Source organism: Bradyrhizobium sp. CAR08 (assembly GCF_052871955.1).
The window spans coordinates 157501-176590 of the sequence record NZ_JBIXJX010000005.1 but is presented as its reverse complement, the minus strand read 5'-3'; the positions used below and the strand labels follow the sequence as shown (position 1 = coordinate 176590).

Below are 19090 nucleotides of genomic sequence, written 5' to 3'. Positions count from 1 at the left end.
TGATGATGTCGATTACTTGAGAATGATGACGTCCTGGTCAGGCTTGTCAGCATAGAGCCGCTCCACCAACGCGGCACGACGTTCCAGGCCGGCGCGCTGGTTGATGTAGCCCTTGTCGGTGAGTTCGTTGCCGTCGATCGAAGGCGGTTCCGCCATCAGCATGGCGCGCGCGATGATGCGGCTGGTGGCGCCTTCGCACTCCTTGTTGTGAGCTTCCAGCCCGCACCTGAAGCAAGCGATCACCTCGGGATGCTTCACTGCATCCTCGAAGCTGAGATCAGGCTTGCCGACGAGTTGACGGCAGGCATGCAGGTTCGGCCAGGCCAGCAGGCCGATGAAGGCGCGATCCTGCCCCGCGACCAGCGCATCATGCACGACGGGCGTCGCGGCGGCGATCGCATCGGTGCGCAGCGAGCCGACATGGACGAAGGTGCCGGTGGTCAGCTTGAAATCCTCGACCACCCGGCCGGCAAAGATGATGCCCTTCACCGGATCGGTGTCGTCGACGAAGATTCCGGCGTCGCCGATGCAATAAAAACCTTCCTCGTCGAACATTTTTTTCGTCAGGTCAGGCTGGCCGAAATAACCCGGGGTGACGTTGACGCCGCGCAGACGCAGCTCGTATTTCGAGCCGCACGGCACCATCTTCAACTCGACGCCGGGGAACGGCAGGCCGATCAGACCGACCCGCTCGGTGTCCCAATAGGTGCCGGTCGAGGTCGGCGCGGTCTCGGTCGAGCCCCAGCCGGTGTAGAACACGATGCGCTCGCCGGTGGTCTTCACGGCGAGAGCCTGCATGCGGTCGTAGAGGTCATCAGGCAGTCGCGCGCCGCCATAAGCCATGATCGAGAGGTTCTTGAAGAAGGATCGGCACAGCGCGTCGTCCTTTTCCATGGCGGCGGCGAGCGCGGCATAGCCCGCGGGGACGTTGGCGTAATAGGTCGGCGAGATCTCGCGCAGATTGCGCAGCGTCTCATCGAACTGGCCCGGCATCGGCCGGCCGTCATCGATATAGAGCGTGCCGCCATCGACCAGGATCGGATGGAACGCCGCATTGCCGCCCATGGTGTGGTTCCAGGGCATCCAGTCCAGCATGGTCGAGATCGGACCGCCGGGATCGCGCGGCCGTACCTGCATCATCATCGCCGCATTGGCGCACATCATCGCTTGCGTGTTGATGACGGCCTTGGGCATGCCGGTCGAACCTGACGTGAACAGCAGTTTGCCGACGGTCTCAGGCGTGATCTTCGCGATCGACGCTTCGACATCGGCGGTCACGGCTGTCGCCGCGAGCTCGGCGAAGCTGACGCTCTCGATACCCTCGCAGGGCCGCGAGACGTGAACGACGGTGACGCCGGTGAGATCGAGCGCTTTCAGCGCCTTCTCGAAGGTTGGGCCGTCCTGCACCATCACCACGCCGGGCTTGATGAGGTCGAACAGGTATTTCAGCTTGACGTGATCATGGCTCATCAATGAGTAGGCCGGCGAGACCGGCGCGGCAGGGACGCGCGCCTGCATCGCGGCCTGCGTCATCAACGCGTGCTCGATCGAATTGCCGGAGAGGATCGCGACCGGGCGGCCATCGAGCGCGAGATTGAGCAGGCCTTGCGTCAGCGCATCCACGGTGCGCTTGGCTTCGCCATAGGACAATTTGCGCCATTCGCGGTTCGGGCCACCGCGCTGGGCAAGCCAGATCCGCTCTGGCGCTTCCTTCGCCCATTTTGCCAGCGAAGCCGGAATATGCTTCTCGTAGGTCTGCAGCGGGATGCGCGACTTCAGCACCACCGTGCCGTCGTCGCGGCGCTCGACGTCGATGTCGCGCGCAAGCCACTTGACCTTGCGAAAGGCGGGTTTCGTCATCACCGCCGCCGCGCTTCCACTCATAGTGCGTCTCCCGGAATTTCTCGTCCTTTACGGATCTTCATTGTCAGCGCCTGATATAGACAGGCTTTCGCTTCTCAAGGAAGGCCCTGATGCCTTCCGAAAATTCCTCAGAGCGGCTGCACAGGACCTGGTTGCGATCCTCCATCGCGATTACGGCTTCCAGCGATCCGGCATCGACGCTCATGTTGAGACATTCTTTGGACAGGCGTAGGCCCATGGGCGAGGCCGTGATCATCGCGTCGACATAGGGTTCGGCGGCCTCATCGAGCTTGTCCTCGTCGACGACCTCGGAGACCAGCCCGACCGCGAGCGCCCGCTCGGCGCCGATGAAGCGTCCCGTGAGGATCAGCTCCGATGCCACGGTGACACCGACAAGGCGCGGCAGGAAATAACTGGTGCCAATGTCGCAGCCGCCAAGGCCGAGCTTGATGAAGGCGCAGTTCATCCGCGCCGATCTCGTCGCAATGCGGATGTCGGAGGCGAGCGCCAGCGCAAAGCCGCCGCCGGCCGCCGCGCCCTGTACCAGCGCGAGGATCGGCTGCGGACAGCGCCGCATCAGCATCACGATGTCGGCGATGCGCCGCTGCGAATCCAGCGACTCGGTGACATCAGGCGGCTCCTGCTGGCCGGCACGGCGCGCCATCGCCGCCTTGAGGTCGAGGCCCGCACAGAAATTCTTGCTGGCGCCCTTCAACACCACGACGCGCGTGTCGCGGTTGCGCTGAAGGCCTTGGAAGTAGACGTTGAGCGCGTCGATCAACGCAGGATCGAGCGCGTTGAGGTGTTCAGGACGATTGAGCGTCACGGTGTCGACGCCGTCATTGTGCTCGATCAGCAGCGGTTGGGACATGCGCGCGACTTCCTTCATCCGCAACGATGGTGCCGATTACTGCGCCCTCTCCCCTTGTGGGAGAGGGCATGTACGTCACGCGCCGCGCATTCGCTCGGGTAAGGGGTCTGCCTCCACAGGTGAGATCGTGGAGAGAACCCCTCATCCGGCGCGCTCAGGAGCGCGCCACCTTCTCCCACAAGGGGAGAAGGAAAAAGAGCTCTACCGCGGCGCCATGCGGATCGCGCCGTCGAGGCGAATGGTTTCGCCATTGAGCATTGGGTTCTCGACGATGTGCACGGCCAGCGACCCGTATTCATTGGCGTCGCCGAGACGCGCGGGATGCGGCACCTGGGCACCGAGGCTCTTGCGGGCCTCTTCGTTCAAGCCCATCAGCAGCGGCGTCAGGAATAGCCCGGGGGCGATGGTGTTGACGCGGATCTTCTGGCTCGCGAGGTCGCGCGCGGCCGGCAGCGTGAGACCGACGACGCCGCCCTTCGACGCTGCATAGGCGATCTGGCCGATCTGGCCTTCGTAAGCCGCGACCGAAGCAGTGTTGACGATGACGCCGCGCTCTTCACCGACCGGCTCGATCGTGACCAAGCGCTCGGCGAACAGACGCAGGCAGTTGAACGTGCCGATCAAATTGACGTTGATGATGCGCGCGAACTTTTCCAGCGGGTAGACTCCATCGCGGCCGACGATGCGCTGCGAGCCGCCGATGCCGGCGCAGTTCATCAGCACGCGCGCGACGCCGTGCGCGACTTCCGCATTGGCGATCGCCGCCTTGATCTGCTCCTCGCTGGTGACGTCGGCATGAAGCGCGATGCCCTTCACTTCGGCGGCGACCTTCTCGGCGTTTTCCTTGCTCTGGTCGATCACGCCGATCTTGGCGCCCTTGGCGGCCATGGCGCGGGCGGTCGCGGCACCAAGGCCCGACCCGCCGCCGGTGATGAGAACGGCTACGTCTTTCAACTGCATCGCTTGTACCTTTCCTCGAACCTTTTCCTTGGGCGTTTCTTCTCTAGACTTCTGCGTTCTGGCCGGATCATCCGGCCGCGGCGGCTTCCTCGATATTCGTGAGAATGCCGCCGCAGATCAGCGTTTCCATGTGCTTGATATATTGCCGGCAGACGTCGTCGGTGACCGGGCCGACGCCGGTCGCGCGTGACATCGCGTGCCGGCCGAAGAACAAATGATCGCAGGCGCCGATCAGGCTGGTGTAGAACAGCACGGGATCGGTGGCGCGGAATTCGCCCTGACTGACGCCTTCGGCGAGCAGGCGGCGATGGAAATCCAGCAGCGGTGCGACGAAGAATTTCGAGACTTCGTCCGCGGACCCCGCGACGCTCTCGTGCAGCAGATAGTGAATCAACCGGTTCATGTAGGGAAACCGGTGATAGGCGCGGATGATGCCGCCGATGTGCAGCTTCAGCTTCGCGGTCGGCGTGATCGGCTGCGCCAGCAGATATTCCAGGTTGGACAGTTCCGTTCCTGCGTCGCGCTCGAGCAGCGCCAGCAGCAGGCCGTCCTTGTTGCCGAAGTGATATTTGACCAGCGCGGCGTTGGCGCCGGACTTCTGGGCGATGTCGCTCAGGGAAATCTCGATCGAGGAGCGTTCGATCATCAGCTCGCTCGCGGCCACGAGCAATTTCTCTGCCGTGGAATTCTTTCCGCTGGGGAGCCTGTTCGGTACGCTGGTAGTCACGGAGATCCCTGATTTTGGCGGAAGAGCGGCCGCAGATAAGCCCAAGCAGCGCCTCCCCACAAGAGTTAATTGATCGATTGACTAAACAACCGGTCGCCCCTTAAATCCCGCCCCGACAACCAACCGTTCAAAATAATCCAGGGAGAAACCGACATGGCCGAGGCTTATATCGTCGCCGCTGCGCGTACCGCCGGTGGGCGCAAGGGGGGCCGCCTCGCCGGATGGCATCCGGCCGATCTCGCCGCGAAGGTGCTGGACGAGTTGGTCGACCGCACCAAGGTCGATCCCGCGCTGGTCGAGGATGTGATCATGGGCTGCGTCATGCAGGTCGGCGAGCAGTCCAACAACGTGGCGCGCAACGCCATCATGGCCTCGAAACTGCCGGAGAGCGTGCCGGGCACCTCGATCGACCGCCAATGCGGCTCGTCGCAGCAGGCGCTGCATTTTGCTGCGCAGGCCGTTATGTCGGGCGCGATGGACGTGGTGATCGCCGCCGGCGTGGAATCGATGACGCGCGTGCCGATGGGCCTGTCGTCGCAGCTTCCCGCCAAGAACGGCTTTGGCAATTACAAGAGCCCGGGTATCGAGCAGCGTTATCCCAACATCGTGTTCAGCCAGTTCACCGGCGCCGAGATGATGGCCGAGAAGTACGGCCTCTCCAAGGATGAGCTCGACGAGTACTCCTACAACAGTCATCAGCGCGCGATCGCGGCGACGCAGGCCGGCCGTTTCAAGACGGAGATCGTGCCGCTTGAGATCACCCGCGCCGACGGCTCCAAGGACACCCACCACATCGACGAGGGCATCCGCTTCGACGCCACACTCGACGGCATCAAGGGCGTCAAGCTGATCGCCGAGAATGGCAAGCTCTCCGCGGCCAGCGCCAGCCAGATCTGCGACGGCGCTTCCGGCGTGATGGTGGTGAACGAGCGTGGCCTGAAGCAGCTCGGCGTGAAGCCGCTGGCGCGCGTCCACCACATGACCATGATGGGTGGCGATCCCGTGATCATGCTCGACGCACCGCTGCACGCCACCAAGCGCGCGCTGGAGAAGGCCGGCATGGCGATCGACGACATCGACCTGTTCGAGGTCAACGAGGCCTTTGCCTCGGTGCCGACCGCGTGGCTGAAGACCACCGGCGCCGATTCGGAACGTCTCAATGTCAATGGCGGCGCCATCGCGCTCGGCCATCCGCTCGGCGGCTCCGGCACCAAGCTGATGACGACGCTGGTGCATGCCTTGCATCAGCGCGGCAAACGCTATGGCCTGCAGACCATGTGCGAAGGCGGCGGCATGGCGAATGTGACGATCGTGGAGCGGCTGTAAGCCCTCTCGTGTCCCGGACGCGCTGCAGCGTGAAACGCTGCGGCGCAGAGCCGGGACCCATGCCTCACAATGGACCCCGGATATCCGGGGAACGTTACTCCCAGCCGCGTAAACAGAGACATGACACACCCCTCCATCCACGCCCGCGCCACACCCGACAAGATCGCCTATCAAATGGCCGGGACCGGCAAGGCGATTACCTATCGCGAGCTCGACGAGCTCTCGAATCAGGGCGCGCACCTGTTCCGCTCGCTCGGGCTGAAGGCCGGCGACCACATCGCGCTGCTGATGGAGAACCGCCTCGCCTTTATGGAGATCTGCTGGGCTGCGCAACGCAGCGGGCTCTATTACACCGCGATCAGCCGCTATTTAAAGCAGGACGAGATCGACTACATCATCGCCGATTGCGGCGCCAAGGTCGTGATCACGACACCGAAATGTGCCGACCAGATCAAGACGCTGATCAAGGGTGCGCCCGGCGAGCCGGTCTTCTACATGATGGACGAGCCGCAAGCCGGCTTCCGCTCCTACGACAAGGAAGCCGCCGCACAGCCGACAACCCCGATTGCCGACGAGGTTGCCGGCTATGACATGCTGTATTCGTCGGGCACCACGGGCCGGCCCAAGGGTATCAAGAAGGCTTTCGAGGGCAAGCCGATCGACGAGCCGAACGCGTTTCTGCGCGTGCTCTGCGCCAGCATGTGCGGCATGAACGCCGAGACTATTTATCTCTCACCGGCACCGCTCTATCACGCCGCTCCCTTGCGCTTCAACATGATGGCGGTCCTGCTCGGCGGCACCTCCATCATCATGGAGCACTTTGACGCCGAAGATTTCCTGAAACTGGTCGAAAAGTACAAGGTGACCCAGGCGCAGCTGGTGCCGACCATGTTCGTGCGCATGCTGAAGCTGCCGAACGAGGTCCGTAACCGCTACGAAGTCTCGACACTGAAGGGCGCGATCCACGCCGCCGCCCCCTGCCCGGTCGAGGTCAAGGCCAAGATGATCGAATGGTGGGGGCCGATCCTGATCGAATATTACGCGGGCTCCGAAGGCAACGGCGTCACCGTCTGCAACTCGAAAGAATGGCTGGAGCACCGCGGCAGCGTCGGCCGCGCCGTGGTCGGCAAGATCAAGATTCTGGACGAGAACGACGAGGAGCTGCCGACGGGCGAGATCGGCACGGTCTATTTCGCCGATGCGCCGGTTTTCGCCTATCACAACGATCCCGAGAAGACGAAGAAGGCCTATAACGCAAAAGGCTGGTCGACGCTCGGCGACGTCGGCTATCTCGACAGGGATGGCTTTCTCTTTCTCACCGACCGCAAGTCCTACATGATCATCTCGGGCGGCGTGAACATTTACCCGCAGGAGACCGAGGACGTGCTCATCACCCACCCCGAGGTCGCCGACGTCGCCGTGTTCGGTGTGCCGAACGAGGAGATGGGCGAAGAGGTCAAGGCGGTGGTGCAGCCGCACGATCCCAAGCGCGCCGGCAAGGAGCTCGAGGCCGACCTGATCGCCTATTGCAGGAGCCGCCTCTCGACGATCAAATGCCCGCGCTCGATCGATTTCGAAGCCGAGCTGCCGCGCACGCCCACTGGGAAGCTGGTGAAGCGGCATTTGCGCGACAAATATTGGCCGATGGCGGCGGCGAAGATCTAGCCAGCGGCGTCATCGCCTCAATCAAACAAGCTCGGCGTGTGGTTCACCAGCGCGCCTTCGATCTCCAGCATCTTCAGCTTCGTCACCACGCCGCCATTCGCGGAGAAGCCGCCGGGCTTGTTGCCGGCCGCCAGCACGCGATGGCAGGGCACGACGATCGGGCACGGGTTGCGGCCGAGCGCCTGGCCCACGTCGCGCGACAGCTCGACACCGCCGAGTTGCTTGGCGATGTCGCCATAGGTGACGGTCTTGCCCGGCGGAATGGTGCGGGCGATCGCGTAGACCCCGCGGTTGAAGTCGGGCACGCCATCGAGATCGAGCGGGATGTCGGTGAGGTCATCCGGCTCGCCCGCGAGCAGTTTTGTGATGCGGTCGATCGCCTGCTGTACTTCGGCGGTCGGCGCGGCTTCGCTGGCATCGGCATGGCGCTGGCTGATGCGGGTGCGGATCTTCTGCTCACCGCCCATCGGCAGTTGCGTGCCGTTGATGCCGCGCGGACCCCAGGCAATGGCGCAAAGGCCGATCTTGCTGTCGAACAGGGCAAAATGCTGGTCGGTCATAACTTGGTCCTTGGCTTGCGTTCCCCTCGCATGCCCCAATGTGAACTGAGCTCAAATCTAGGCTTGGAAATAGTTGCGATCCACCCGGTTTCCGGGAATCTTGCACAGGAGTTCCGCCTTCCCTGTTTGCGAGCCCAGAATGCAAAGCCTCCACGTCAACGGATACGACATGCCCTATCTCGACGTGGGCGAAGACCGAGGCCGGCCGCCGCTGGTCTGCGTTCATGGCTCGCTCAACGACTTCCGTGTCTGGGGCTGCGTGATCGGGCCGCTATCGCAGCGGCACCGGCTGATCTGCGTCAGCCTGCGGCACTTCTTCCCGGCGCAATGGGATGGCGTCGGCGACACCTATTCGATCGCCCAGCATGTCGACGACGTCATCGCCTTCATCGAGGAACTCGACCTCGGCCCGGTTGATCTGATGGGCCATTCCCGCGGCGGGCACATCTGCTTCCGCGTGGCGCAGCGGCGGCCGGAGCTGCTCCGGCGGCTGGTGCTGGCCGAGCCCGGCGGGGAGCTCGACGCGAGCCTCGATCCAGACTATGCCGGCGGCCCCTCGCCGTTGCTGGCGCGGTTCACGGCGTCGGCCGAGAAGATCGCGGCCGGCGACATCGACGGCGGCCTTGCAGTCTTCGTCGACACGCTGGAAGGGCCCGGCACCTGGCCGCGGCTGCCGGCCCTGGTGAAGCAGAATCTGCGTGACAACGCCTTCACGCTGATCGGCCAGGTCCGCGACAACCGCCCGCCGTTCTCGAAGGCCGACGCGGAGTCCATCAGGATGCCGACGCTGTTCATCCTGGGCGCGCGGACCAAGGGCCTGCTGCCGAAAGTGCTGCATGCGCTCGCGGCGCATGTGCCGTATTCCAGGACGGCGGTCATCCCAAACGCAACGCACCCGATGTTCGAGCAGGCGCCGCAGAAATTCTCCGAACTGGTGCTGGATTTTCTGGCGGGCTGATCATGCAGACACTTCGCGTCAATGGTTACGACATGGCCTATCTCGAAGTGGGCGAGGGGCCGCCGCTGGTCTGCGTGCACGGCACGCTCGGCGATTTCCGCACCTGGTACTCCGTGCTCGGTCCGCTGTCGAAATCGCATCGCGTGATCTCGGTCAGCCTGCGGCATTTCTTTCCCGAACATTGGGATGCCGTCGGCGACGATTACAAGATGGCCCAGCACGTCGCTGACGTGATCGCTTTCATCGAGCAGGTCGAACCCGCGCCGGTCGATCTGATGGGCCATTCGCGCGGCGGCCACATCGCCTTTCGTGTGGCGCAGTCGCGGCCCGATCTGTTGCGAAAGCTGGTGCTTGCAGAACCCGGCGGCGATCTCGATGCGAGCCTGCCGGTGCCCGCAGGCACGCCCGCGCACCCGCCGCTGGCGGCGCGCACGGCGCGCTCGGTCGAGATGATCCGCGCCGGCGACATCGAGGGCGCGCTGCAGAACTTCTACGAAGGCATCGAAGGCGACGGCTCGTGGCGGCGCGTGCCGGCGGCGGCGAAGCAGCAATTGCGCGATAACCCGATCACCTTCCTCGGCCAGATCAACGAGCAGCGCAGGCCCTACACGCTCGCGGACGCGCAGGCGATCACGACCCCGACGCTCCTGATCGGCGGCGGGGCGACGACGGGGAGCCTGTCGGTGATGTGGCGTGTGCTGGCCGAGCACATCACCGGGGCCAAGACGGCCGTGATCCCCAATGCCGGACACTGGATTTTCGAGCAGGCACCGCTGCAGTTCGGCGAGGCCGTGAACGCGTTCCTGGCGGAGTAGGCGGCCTCACATCTCTTTTCCTTGAAAACAACCCCATGCACAGTAGCCGAGCCCAGCAATATCAATGGCTTGGCGAAGCGCAAAAACGAGGTTGGACGCTCTATTGGTCCACGCTTGACGCCCTTCCCCTTCTCGCCGTATCTTCGAATACGGAATTCCGTATTCCCTCTCATGGTCGGAGCTGCCGGCGTGATCCCTCTCGACCCGCTTCCGAACTTGATCGACCAGGTCTATGCGCGGATCCTGGAGGCGATCTCCGACCGCACGCTGCAGCCCGGTCAGCGCATCCGGCAGAACGAGCTCGCCGACAGGCTCGGCGTGTCGCGCCAGCCGGTGTCGCATGCGCTGCATCTGTTGCATCGGCAGGGGCTGGTCGCCGAGAGCGGCCGGCGCGGCTTTGAAGTCACCCAGCTCGATCCCGCACGCATTCGCCAGCTCTACGAGGTGCGCGGCGCGATCGATGCGCTGGCGGCACGGCTTGCCGGCGAACGCGCCGCAAGCGATGCGGCGGGACGCGCGCGGCTGGAGGCGGCGCTCGCCGCCGGACGTGGCATCGACGGCAAGACCACGCTCGCCGAGCTGATCGCGCTCGACGTCGCCTTTCATCGCGCGATCTATCGGCTCGCCGGCAATCCCGTGATCGAGGAGACGATTACGCCGCAATGGCCGCATATGCGCCGCTCGATGGCGACGGTGCTGTCCGAGCTCGATTATCGCAGTAGCGCCTGGGCCGAGCATGCCGACATCGCCGGACACATTCTCACGGGCGATGCGAAGGCGGCCGAACGTGCGGCGCTTGCGCATGCGCAGACGGCTGGACGGATGACCGAGGAGAGATTGAGGGCGACGGAAGAGGCGGCGGCGTAGCAGCCACCACCGCCAAAGACGTGGATGGCCGGGTCAAGCCCGGCCATGACGAGCGATAACAAAAATTAAACAGGAGGACGTCCCATGAAACTGTCCCAGGAGCAATTGGAGTTCTTCCACCGCGAGGGCTGGCTGTTCCTGCCCGAATTGTTCAGCCAGGAGGAGGTCGATCTCCTCGCGCGCGAGGCGGTCGCCATCTATGACGCGAACCGGCCGGAAGTCTGGCGCGAGAAGAGCGGCGCGCCACGTACCGCCTTTGCCGCGCATCTCTACAACGAGGCGTTCCGCATTCTGGGTGCCCATCCGCGCATGATCGACCCGGTCGAGCAATTGTTCGGCGAGCAGGTCTACATGCACCAGTTCAAGATCAACGCAAAATCCGCCTTCACCGGCGACGTCTGGCAATGGCACCAGGATTACGGCACCTGGAAGCGCGACGACGGCATGCCGGAGCCGCGCGCGATGAACATCGCGATCTTCCTCGACGAGGTGATGCCGATTAACGGTCCCCTGATGCTCGTGCCACAGAGCCAGAACGCCGGCGACCTCAAGGCCTCGCACGACCTCGCGACGACCTCCTATCCGCTGTGGACGCTGGACGAGGAGACTGTGACGCGGCTCGTCAAGCAGGGCGGCATCGTGGCGCCGACCGGCAAGCCCGGCGGCATGCTGATGTTCCACGGCAATCTCGTGCATGGCTCGGCCGGCAACATCACGCCCTACCCGCGCAAGATCGTGTACCTGACGCTGAATGCGGTTTCGAACTACATCCGAACCCCGACGCGGCCGGAATACATCGCGCATCGCGACTTCGCCCCGATCAAGACGGTGGAGGACGACGCGCTGCTGCGGCTCGCCCGTGCGCCGCGGCAGGCGGCGGAGTAAGCGTAGTCATGCAAACATCTCAGGCGTCATGCCCGGGCTTGTCCCGGGCATCCACGTCTTGACACCATCTCCAGCAGTAAGACGTCGATGGCCGGGTCAGGCCCGGCCATGACGAACTGATTGAGACACGCGTCTCACGAATTTCTGTATCACCGGGAACATCCCCATGAACCTCTTCCGCCTCCTCCAGGCCCGCGCTGCCGCCGGCAAGCCCGTCCGCGTGGCGCTGATCGGCGCAGGAAAATTCGGCTCGATGTTCCTGGCGCAGGTGCCGCACACGCCGGGGCTTGAGGTGCCCATCATCGTCGATATCGATCGCGACCGCGCGCGCGAGGCTTGCCGCACCGTGGGCTGGAGCGCCGAGCGGATCGCCGCCACCGTCTTCACCGATGACGGCGCGCGCGCCATCGCCGGCGGCGCGATGGACGTGGTGGTGGAGGCGACCGGCAATCCCGCCGTCGGCATCAAACACGCCCGCGCGGCGATCGCGGCCGGCAAGCATATCGTGATGGTCAATGTCGAGGCCGACGTGCTGGCCGGTCCGCTGCTCGCCGAGGAAGCCCGCAAGGCGGGCGTGATCTATTCGCTGGCCTATGGCGACCAGCCGGCGCTGACCGCGGAGATGGTGGATTGGGCCCGCGCCACCGGTTTTCACGTGGTTGCCGCCGGCAAGGGCACGAAATATCTGCCGGCCTATCACGACGTGACGCCTGAAAGCGTCTGGCAGCATTACGGGCTGACCGCGGGCGAGGCACAATCGGCCGGGATGAATCCGCAGATGTTCAACTCGTTCCTCGACGGCACCAAATCGGCAATCGAGATGGCCGCAATCGCCAATGCCTGCGGACTGAACGTGCCCGCGGAGGGCCTGCTGTTTCCACCCTGTGGCGTCGACGACCTCCCGCATATCATGCGGCCGCGCAGCAAGGGCGGCGTGCTCGAGCGATCGGGCGTCGTGGAGGTGGTCTCCTCGCTCGAGCGCGACGGAAGGCCGGTATTTCGCGATCTGCGCTGGGGCGTCTACGTCGTGCTGGAGGCGCCGAACGACTACGCCGCCGACTGCTTCAGGCAATACGGCCTCAAGACCGACGGCAGCGGACGGTACGCGGCGATGTACAAGCCCTATCATTTGATCGGGCTCGAGCTGAACATCTCGGTGTTGTCGGCAGCCCTGCGGAGCGAGCCGACCGGGCAGCCCCATGGTTTCCGCGGCGACGTCGCCTCCGTGGCGAAACGCAATCTGCGCGCCGGCGAGATGCTGGACGGCGAAGGCGGCTACACGGTGTGGGGCAAGCTGGTGCCGGCAGCCGCGAGCCTCAAGGCCGGCGCGCTGCCGATCGGGCTGGCGCATCGCGTGAGGCTGAAGCACGACGTCGCCCATGGCGAGATCGTGCGCTGGAGCGACGTCGAGTTCGACGCAGGCAACGAGACGATCAGGACGCGGAAAGCCATGGAAGCGGCGTTCATTAGCGCAGAGTAGGCCCTGTACTCATAATCGAGATTTATTGGTGCGGACTGAGCGATGTCCGCTGGCCGCCACATGTGCGCGACAGAGGGGCGAACATGCTCTGCTGAGTTCCGCCGCCTTCACCAGTCCATTGATTTCAGTGGCAACCATGGCAAGGTAGCTCGCGCGGCACAACCAGTTGGACGCATGATGATGGTGGGCTCGGTCGTCAATGAAGATCGGCTCGCGAAAGAAAGTTTTTCTTTTGGGCCCTTTGAATTAATCCCGGAGCGGAGACGTCTAGAAAAATCGGGTGTACCACTTCAGTTGGGCGCCCGTAGCTTGGACATCCTTACAGTTCTTGTCGAGCATGCTGGCGAAGTTGTCAGCAAGAAGACTCTGCTAGCTCGGGTTTGGGCCGGCGTCACCGTCGACGAGGGTAGCCTTAGATTTCATATGGCGGGCTTGCGCAAGGTGCTCGGCGATGGAGAGGCCGGAGCGACGTATGTCACGACCGTGCCAGGACAAGGGTATAGCTTCGTGGCGCCTGTCTCACGAACGCTCAAGCCTGTTGCTGAAATCGCAAAATCGGGTCGACGCTCAACATTTCCGAATCGCCTTGGCAGGATGATTGGAAGGGACGACGCCGTGCAAGCGATCTCCTCGCATCTTATGGCCGAACGATTCGTGTCCATTGTCGGTCCGGGCGGGATCGGAAAAACAACTCTGGCAATATCTGTCGGCCACCAACTCACTACAGAGTTTGCCGATCTGGTTCACCTTATTGACCTGGGCTCACTTTCTGATCCGCATCTCGTGGCTGGTACGATCGGCTCGGCGCTCGGACTTGCCGTTGACGATCGCGATCCTATCCCCGGCCTTCTGGCCGCACTGCGAGACATCCGAGTTTTGCTGGTGCTCGATAGCTGCGAGCGTGTGATTGAGGCGGCTTCTGCGCTGGCAGAAACCATCTTCGAGGAAACGCCGCAAGTTTACATCTTGGCAACAAGCCGTGAAACCTTGCGGGTCAGAGGCGAGCACGTTCATTGGATAGCTCCCCTCGAGTTTCCGCCTGAGGGTCCCAATGCACGAGAGGCGATGGCATACGCTGCAGTACAGCTTTTTGTCGAACGCGTTACAGCAAGTCAGCCTCAGTTCATACTCAACGACGTCGATGCACCGGTCGTGGCCGAGATCTGCCGAAAGCTCGACGGAATCCCCCTCGCAATCGAACTCGCAGCTGGTCGTGTGGACGCTTACGGAGTCCATGACGTTTTGCGGCTCCTCGACCACAAGTTCGAGCTCTGGCGAGGCCGGCGAACGGCGTTGCCGCGACACCAGACTCTGGCTGCAACGCTCGACTGGAGCTACGATCTTTTGCCGGAGCTTGAGCAGATTATCCTGCGCCGACTATCTGTTTTCGTTGGGCCGTTTACGATCGAGGCTGCCTTCGCGATCGCGGCCGGAGATGATTTGGACGATTCGCAGGTGATCGAGTCCGTTGCCAGTCTTGCCGCCAAGTCACTTCTGACAGCGAACGCTCGTCTCGCCATCCCGCTATACCGATTGCTGGATACCACCCGCGGGTATGTGCAGGAAAAGTTGGCCAGAAGCGATGATGCAAACCTCGTTGCTCGCCGTCATGCTGTCTATCATTTAACTTTATTCGAGCGGATTGGGGTCGAGCTGTCCGGTTTCCGGAAGAGCGAAAATGCGTCTGCCTCCAAGCTCGTTCGGTCCCTGAAAGGGGCAGGAAGCAACAATCTGACCGAAGCATCGGTTGCCACTAATGGTCGGCCGATCGATGAGATCCGCGTTGCCCTCGACTGGGCGCATGGCAAGTCTGGTGATTCGCTGCTAGCGCTCGACCTCACGGCCGCTGCCGCACCGGTCTGGATTCATCATATGCTCATAGACGAATGTCGGGAGCGGACAGAGCAAGCGGTTTTCCAAATCGACGAAAAGCTGGGTCGTGACGCGCGCCGGGAGCTCCGCCTCTTCTTCACTTTGGCGGTTGCGCATATGGAATCGACCGGGGACGCTGCGATCATCGACGATGCGTGGTTGCGTGTATCCCGATTGGCTGAAGAACTGGACGACAACGAATATCGGCTGAGGAGCTTATGGGGTCTCTGGATAGGGCGATACCTAAGAGGCGATTTCCCCGGTGCACTGCAGATCGCCGAAAAATTCGTCAACCTGCCTGATGGCGCTATCGATGTCGCTGATCGTTTCGTCGGAGAGCGGATTTTGGGAGTGACGCGGCACATTCTAGGGGACCAAGCCGGCGCCCGGCGACATCTGGAAAAAATGCTGGCAGGCTACGTCGCGCCGCCAGGGCAAATGCACGCCCTGCGATATCAGTTTGATCAACATGTGGCTGCCCGAACGTACTACAGCCAAACGCTTTGGTTGTTGGGTTTTCCGGACCAGGCAGCCGCGGTCGGCAAACACGCCTTCGATCATGCGACGGCACTTGGACACGATTTTTCTCTTCTCTATGCGATTGCCTTCGGCGCTTGCCCTCTAGCGCTTGAGATCGGCAATTTTGATGCTGCGGAAGCGCTCATCTCAACTATGCTTCATCGAGAAGCGACGTTCAGAGCAATGGGAGTATGGGGCCGCTGTTATGCGGGTATTCTGGAGATGAAGGGTGGCCACACCGCTGCGGGCCTTGCCCTGCTTCGCGAAGGCTTGAATGGCTTCCCCCCGACCGGCTTTCAAAGCCGCTATTTATTCCTTCTGGGCAATCTCGCACTCGGTGAGTCTGATATCGGCGATCACCGCGGAGCCAATACAACGATCGAAAGGGCGCTGGCTCAATCGGAAAGGAACGAGGACCGCTGGTTCGTCGCTGAACTGCTGCGCATCAAGGGTATCCTGGCGCTCAATCAAGGTGGCGCGGAGGCGCTCGTGTCGGCCGAAGCGCACCTCAATCACTCTCTCGAGTGGTCACGCCGCCAAGGCGCAATATCCTGGGAGCTCAGGACGGCGACAACTCTGGCATCCCTGATGCAGAAGCAGTCGCGTATCGGTGAGGCACGGGAGCTGCTAGCGCCCCTTTACGTTCGTTTCTCCGAGGGACTTGCCACTGCCGATTTAGTCAAAGCTCGTTCTCTGCTGACATTGTTGAACGAGCCAACCTAGCTTGGATCAATAAGGATTCGCAGCGTGATAGAGCCAGCCGCTACGAGAAAGAAGATGCCACGCCCACTCACCCCTGCAGAGCGTGATCTGGTTGCCTTTATTCTAGGTCAGCATTCGCCCTTGCAGGACCATTTTGGGCTCGTCGAGGAAATGAACGACGGTGGGATGGGTAGCCTTCTCTTTGTCGGCGCGGCAGATCGGCGTTTCGGCCGATGTATTGGCGAATGCGAATTCGACGATGCCGATGGAGTGCTGGTGTCGGTCGCGCTGAACCTCGGCCAGCGCGACGAGTTGTTTGAACTTGATCTGTGGAAAGTCGACTTTTCGCCGCTACAGAGGATCGCCGTCCTAGGTGATGTCCGTCCCTCACGGTGGTTGCGACACACGCTCAGATAAGCCAGATGTGAAGCCGTTCGAACCGGCTCGGCCAGCGGACCGCTCCGGGTCACAGTCTGACCTGGGCAACGATCCCGGACATATCCGCTTTGGCTCTCGGTCAGGGAAGCAGTCGCTCTTGCTTTGCCTGCCTGAACCACTTCCGGAACATGTCTTCCGTATCCATCATCTCGGTGAAGCCGGCGCGGTTGATCTTCACGGTCGAGACGATCGAGGGCGGACCGGATTCGGTGTGGCCATAGCGCAGGCTGTAATCGGCGTATTGGAACGAGAGGCCGACGAATTCGGCCAGCGCAGGCGATGCTAGGTCGTGCTTGCGCCGCAGCGCATCCCAGGGAGCGACCCAGCTCGGGAATTCCCTCGCGAGCGACAGCGGGACCGGCCTGCCCGGCTTCATCTCCAGTGCATCGGCGACCGCAGGCCAGATGTTCTCCCAGGTAAAGACGTCGCCATTGGTCACATTGAAGGCCTCGTTGCGCGCGGCCTCGGCCTCGCCCGACCAGGCGATGGCGCGGGCGAGAAGATCGACGTCGACGGCCTGCCCCACCCGCGGAGCGCCGCCGGGGTAGTCGAGCGGCCTGCCCTGCTCGCGCAGCATCGCGGCATAGACGCCGAGCGGCGGGATCAGGTCCATGGCGCCGCCCATGGCGAGACCGACGATCAGCACCGGCCGCAGGATGCTCCAATGCCAAGCCTTGCCGGTTTGGAGGTCGCGCAAGAAGTTTTCCTGCGCCCAGTAGAAGTTGGGCTGCTCGTACATTTCGGAGCGGCCTTCGCGGGCCGGCACGGTCAAGGGGCGAACGTGGACACCATAGGCCTTGGTGCCCTGCAGCAGGGCGACGTGCCTGAGGCCGGGCGCCACAGGCTCGAGCGCACCCATCAAATTGCGCAGCATCAAATCGTTGGTCTTGATTTGCTGCGGGTCGCGCCAGCCGTCGACGAGCTGCGGCGCCTCGTAGAGCGCGGCGTAGATCAGATGCGTTGCGCCGCTCAGTTCCGAGGCGGCACGCCCGCAATCCGCTGCGCTGGTCAGGTCGATCGGTACATGACGGGCACCGTAGAGGTCGCGCGGCTTCCGCCGGGACAGGGCAATGACATCGCACCCGCCCGAGACGCCGAAGTGTCGCAACGCGGCATTGCCGACGAGACCGCTCGCTCCGGCGACCACGATTTTCTTGCCCGTCATGCGCGAGCCTCCCGAGTTTTTGAATGACCGAATAGCAGATCGCTTGCAGGCCCGACTTGCGTCAAGCCGGCGTTCGCACCTGCGAGGCGCCCATGAGACTTGATTCCGGCGAAGCGCCCGGTCATCCTCGCCGCGGAACCGCAACGATCGGAATTCCATCTTCGAGTGCCCGCAAGGGCCGTTCGGAAACGCCACAACGTCTCAACAGACAACGTCGAGCGTCGACGAAGACAAGACGACACCAAGATCGGTCCCTGGTCGAAGCATCGACTTAACGGAGGGAAGCGCATGGAACGTCGTAAATTCCTGACGGCAGGCGGATTGGGCCTCGCCGCCAGTGCCGTCGCTGCGCCGGCGATCGCGCAGTCGATGCCCGAGATCAAATGGCGATACGCCGCGAGCTGGCCGAAGGCGCTGGATACGCTCTACGGCGGCTGCGAGTATTTCGCCAAGCGCGTTGCCGAGATCACCGACAATCGTTTCCAGATCCAGCCATTCGCCGCCGGCGAGATCGTGCCGGGCCTGCAGGTGCTCGACGCCGTCGCCAACGGAACGGTGGAGATGGGCAACACCGCGCTGTATTATTACTGGGGCAAGAACCCCGCCTTCACGTTCGGCACGTCGCTGCCGTTCGGCTTGAACACGCGCCAGCATATTTCATGGCTGCAGTGGGGCGGCGGCCAGGACCTGATCAACAACCTGCTGAAGGAATACAACGCCATCGGCATTCCGACCGGATCCACCGGCGCGCAGATGGGTGGCTGGTTCCGGAAGGAGATCAAGTCGATCGACGATCTCAAAGGGCTGAAATTCCGGGTCGGCGGCTTTGCCGGCACGATCATCGCCAAGGTCGGCGGCGTACCGCAGCAGATCGCGGCGGGCGACATCTATCCGGCGCTGGAGAAGGGCACGCTCGATGCCGCCGAATGGGTCGGGCCCTATGACGACGAGAAGCTCGGCTTCGTGAAGGTCGCGAAGTACTATTACTATCCGGGTTGGTGGGAAGGCACCGGCCAGGGTCACAACATCATCAATCTGGACAAATGGAACACGCTGCCGAAGCACTACCAGGCCGCGGTCGATGCCGCGTCGCGCGATACCTTCACCTGGGTGACCGGCAAATACGACTACGTCAATCCGCCGGCGCTGAAGCGTCTGCTGGTGGCCGGCGCGATCCTGAAGCCGTTCCCGCAGGAAGTGCTGGAGAGCTGTTATGGCGCGGCCAACGAGATCTACGCCGATCTCGCCAAAACCAATCCGCATTTCGGCAAGATGTATGCGAGCCTGACGGCTTTCCGCAGCGAATCGCTGGCCTGGATGCAGGTGGCCGAGCTGAGCTTCGACAGCTTCATGATGCGGATGCGGACACGGACGTGAGGCGCTGAACGACGCGTGGGGTCAGAAACGACGAAAGCCC

General features: G+C 63.0%; 16 protein-coding genes. 10 read left to right on the top strand and 6 right to left on the bottom strand.

Annotated features, from left to right (window positions below; genetic code table 11):
• Nucleotides 1-12 precede the first annotated feature (12 nt).
• The 4 genes from ACIPUD_RS13190 to ACIPUD_RS13175 all read right to left on the bottom strand — a co-directional run bounded on the left by ACIPUD_RS13190 (nt 13) and on the right by ACIPUD_RS13175 (nt 4364).
• Nucleotides 13-1884, bottom strand: coding sequence for an AMP-binding protein (locus ACIPUD_RS13190; protein ID WP_446480800.1), 1872 nt, complete (start codon nt 1882-1884; stop codon nt 13-15).
• A gap of 43 nt (nt 1885-1927) precedes the next feature.
• Nucleotides 1928-2734 carry an enoyl-CoA hydratase/isomerase family protein gene (locus ACIPUD_RS13185; protein ID WP_446480799.1) on the bottom strand — a complete coding sequence of 269 codons (807 nt, stop codon included), beginning with the start codon at nt 2732-2734 and terminating at the stop codon, nt 1928-1930.
• A gap of 201 nt (nt 2735-2935) precedes the next feature.
• Nucleotides 2936-3694 carry an SDR family NAD(P)-dependent oxidoreductase gene (locus ACIPUD_RS13180; RefSeq protein WP_446480798.1) on the bottom strand — a complete coding sequence of 253 codons (759 nt, stop codon included), beginning with the start codon at nt 3692-3694 and terminating at the stop codon, nt 2936-2938.
• Between the two features lie 67 nt (nt 3695-3761).
• Nucleotides 3762-4364: a TetR family transcriptional regulator gene (locus ACIPUD_RS13175; RefSeq protein ID WP_018453285.1), complete on the bottom strand. Its 603-nt coding sequence runs from the start codon at nt 4362-4364 to the stop codon at nt 3762-3764.
• A 210-nt stretch (nt 4365-4574) separates the two neighbouring features.
• Here ACIPUD_RS13175 and ACIPUD_RS13170 point away from each other — a divergent pair, with 210 nt between their 5' ends.
• Together ACIPUD_RS13170 and ACIPUD_RS13165 are read left to right on the top strand one after the other, a co-directional pair.
• Nucleotides 4575-5747, top strand: coding sequence for an acetyl-CoA C-acetyltransferase (locus tag ACIPUD_RS13170; RefSeq protein WP_018453284.1), 1173 nt, complete (start codon nt 4575-4577; stop codon nt 5745-5747).
• Nucleotides 5748-5867: 120 nt separating this feature from the next.
• The gene (locus ACIPUD_RS13165; protein WP_026232503.1) at nt 5868-7412 is read left to right on the top strand and encodes an acyl-CoA synthetase; all 1545 of its coding nucleotides are present in this window, start codon (nt 5868-5870) and stop codon (nt 7410-7412) included.
• Between the two features lie 17 nt (nt 7413-7429).
• Here the strand turns inward: ACIPUD_RS13165 and ACIPUD_RS13160 are convergent, their stop codons facing one another.
• Entirely contained in the window at nt 7430-7972 is a 543-nt protein-coding gene (locus tag ACIPUD_RS13160) for a methylated-DNA--[protein]-cysteine S-methyltransferase (protein ID WP_018453282.1), read from the bottom strand.
• Nucleotides 7973-8111: 139 nt separating this feature from the next.
• Here ACIPUD_RS13160 and ACIPUD_RS13155 point away from each other — a divergent pair, with 139 nt between their 5' ends.
• The 7 genes from ACIPUD_RS13155 to ACIPUD_RS13125 all read left to right on the top strand — a co-directional run bounded on the left by ACIPUD_RS13155 (nt 8112) and on the right by ACIPUD_RS13125 (nt 16487).
• Nucleotides 8112-8930 (top strand): alpha/beta fold hydrolase, encoded by an 819-nt coding sequence (locus ACIPUD_RS13155; RefSeq protein ID WP_204512457.1) that lies wholly within the window; start codon nt 8112-8114, stop codon nt 8928-8930.
• A gap of 2 nt (nt 8931-8932) precedes the next feature.
• A complete protein-coding gene (locus ACIPUD_RS13150) occupies nt 8933-9745 on the top strand; it encodes an alpha/beta fold hydrolase (RefSeq protein WP_446480797.1) in 813 nt (270 codons plus the stop codon).
• A gap of 189 nt (nt 9746-9934) precedes the next feature.
• A complete protein-coding gene (locus ACIPUD_RS13145; RefSeq protein ID WP_446480796.1) occupies nt 9935-10612 on the top strand; it encodes a GntR family transcriptional regulator in 678 nt (225 codons plus the stop codon).
• Between the two features lie 84 nt (nt 10613-10696).
• Nucleotides 10697-11497, top strand: a complete 801-nt coding sequence (locus tag ACIPUD_RS13140; protein WP_446480795.1) for a phytanoyl-CoA dioxygenase family protein — start codon at nt 10697-10699, stop codon at nt 11495-11497.
• Between the two features lie 166 nt (nt 11498-11663).
• Complete coding sequence (locus ACIPUD_RS13135) at nt 11664-12977, top strand: NAD(P)H-dependent oxidoreductase (RefSeq protein WP_446480794.1); 1314 nt, start codon at nt 11664-11666, stop codon at nt 12975-12977.
• A gap of 42 nt (nt 12978-13019) precedes the next feature.
• Entirely contained in the window at nt 13020-16091 is a 3072-nt protein-coding gene (locus ACIPUD_RS13130) for an ATP-binding protein (protein ID WP_446480793.1), read from the top strand.
• Between the two features lie 54 nt (nt 16092-16145).
• Nucleotides 16146-16487 (top strand): DUF6984 family protein, encoded by a 342-nt coding sequence (locus ACIPUD_RS13125; protein WP_026232500.1) that lies wholly within the window; start codon nt 16146-16148, stop codon nt 16485-16487.
• Nucleotides 16488-16587: 100 nt separating this feature from the next.
• Here ACIPUD_RS13125 and ACIPUD_RS13120 read toward each other — a convergent pair whose 3' ends face one another.
• Nucleotides 16588-17673, bottom strand: a complete 1086-nt coding sequence (locus ACIPUD_RS13120; protein ID WP_018453276.1) for an NAD-dependent epimerase/dehydratase family protein — start codon at nt 17671-17673, stop codon at nt 16588-16590.
• A 288-nt stretch (nt 17674-17961) separates the two neighbouring features.
• On the opposite strand from ACIPUD_RS13120, the gene ACIPUD_RS13115 reads away from it, so the two are divergent.
• Nucleotides 17962-19050 carry a TRAP transporter substrate-binding protein gene (locus ACIPUD_RS13115; protein WP_018453275.1) on the top strand — a complete coding sequence of 363 codons (1089 nt, stop codon included), beginning with the start codon at nt 17962-17964 and terminating at the stop codon, nt 19048-19050.
• Nucleotides 19051-19090 lie beyond the last annotated feature (40 nt).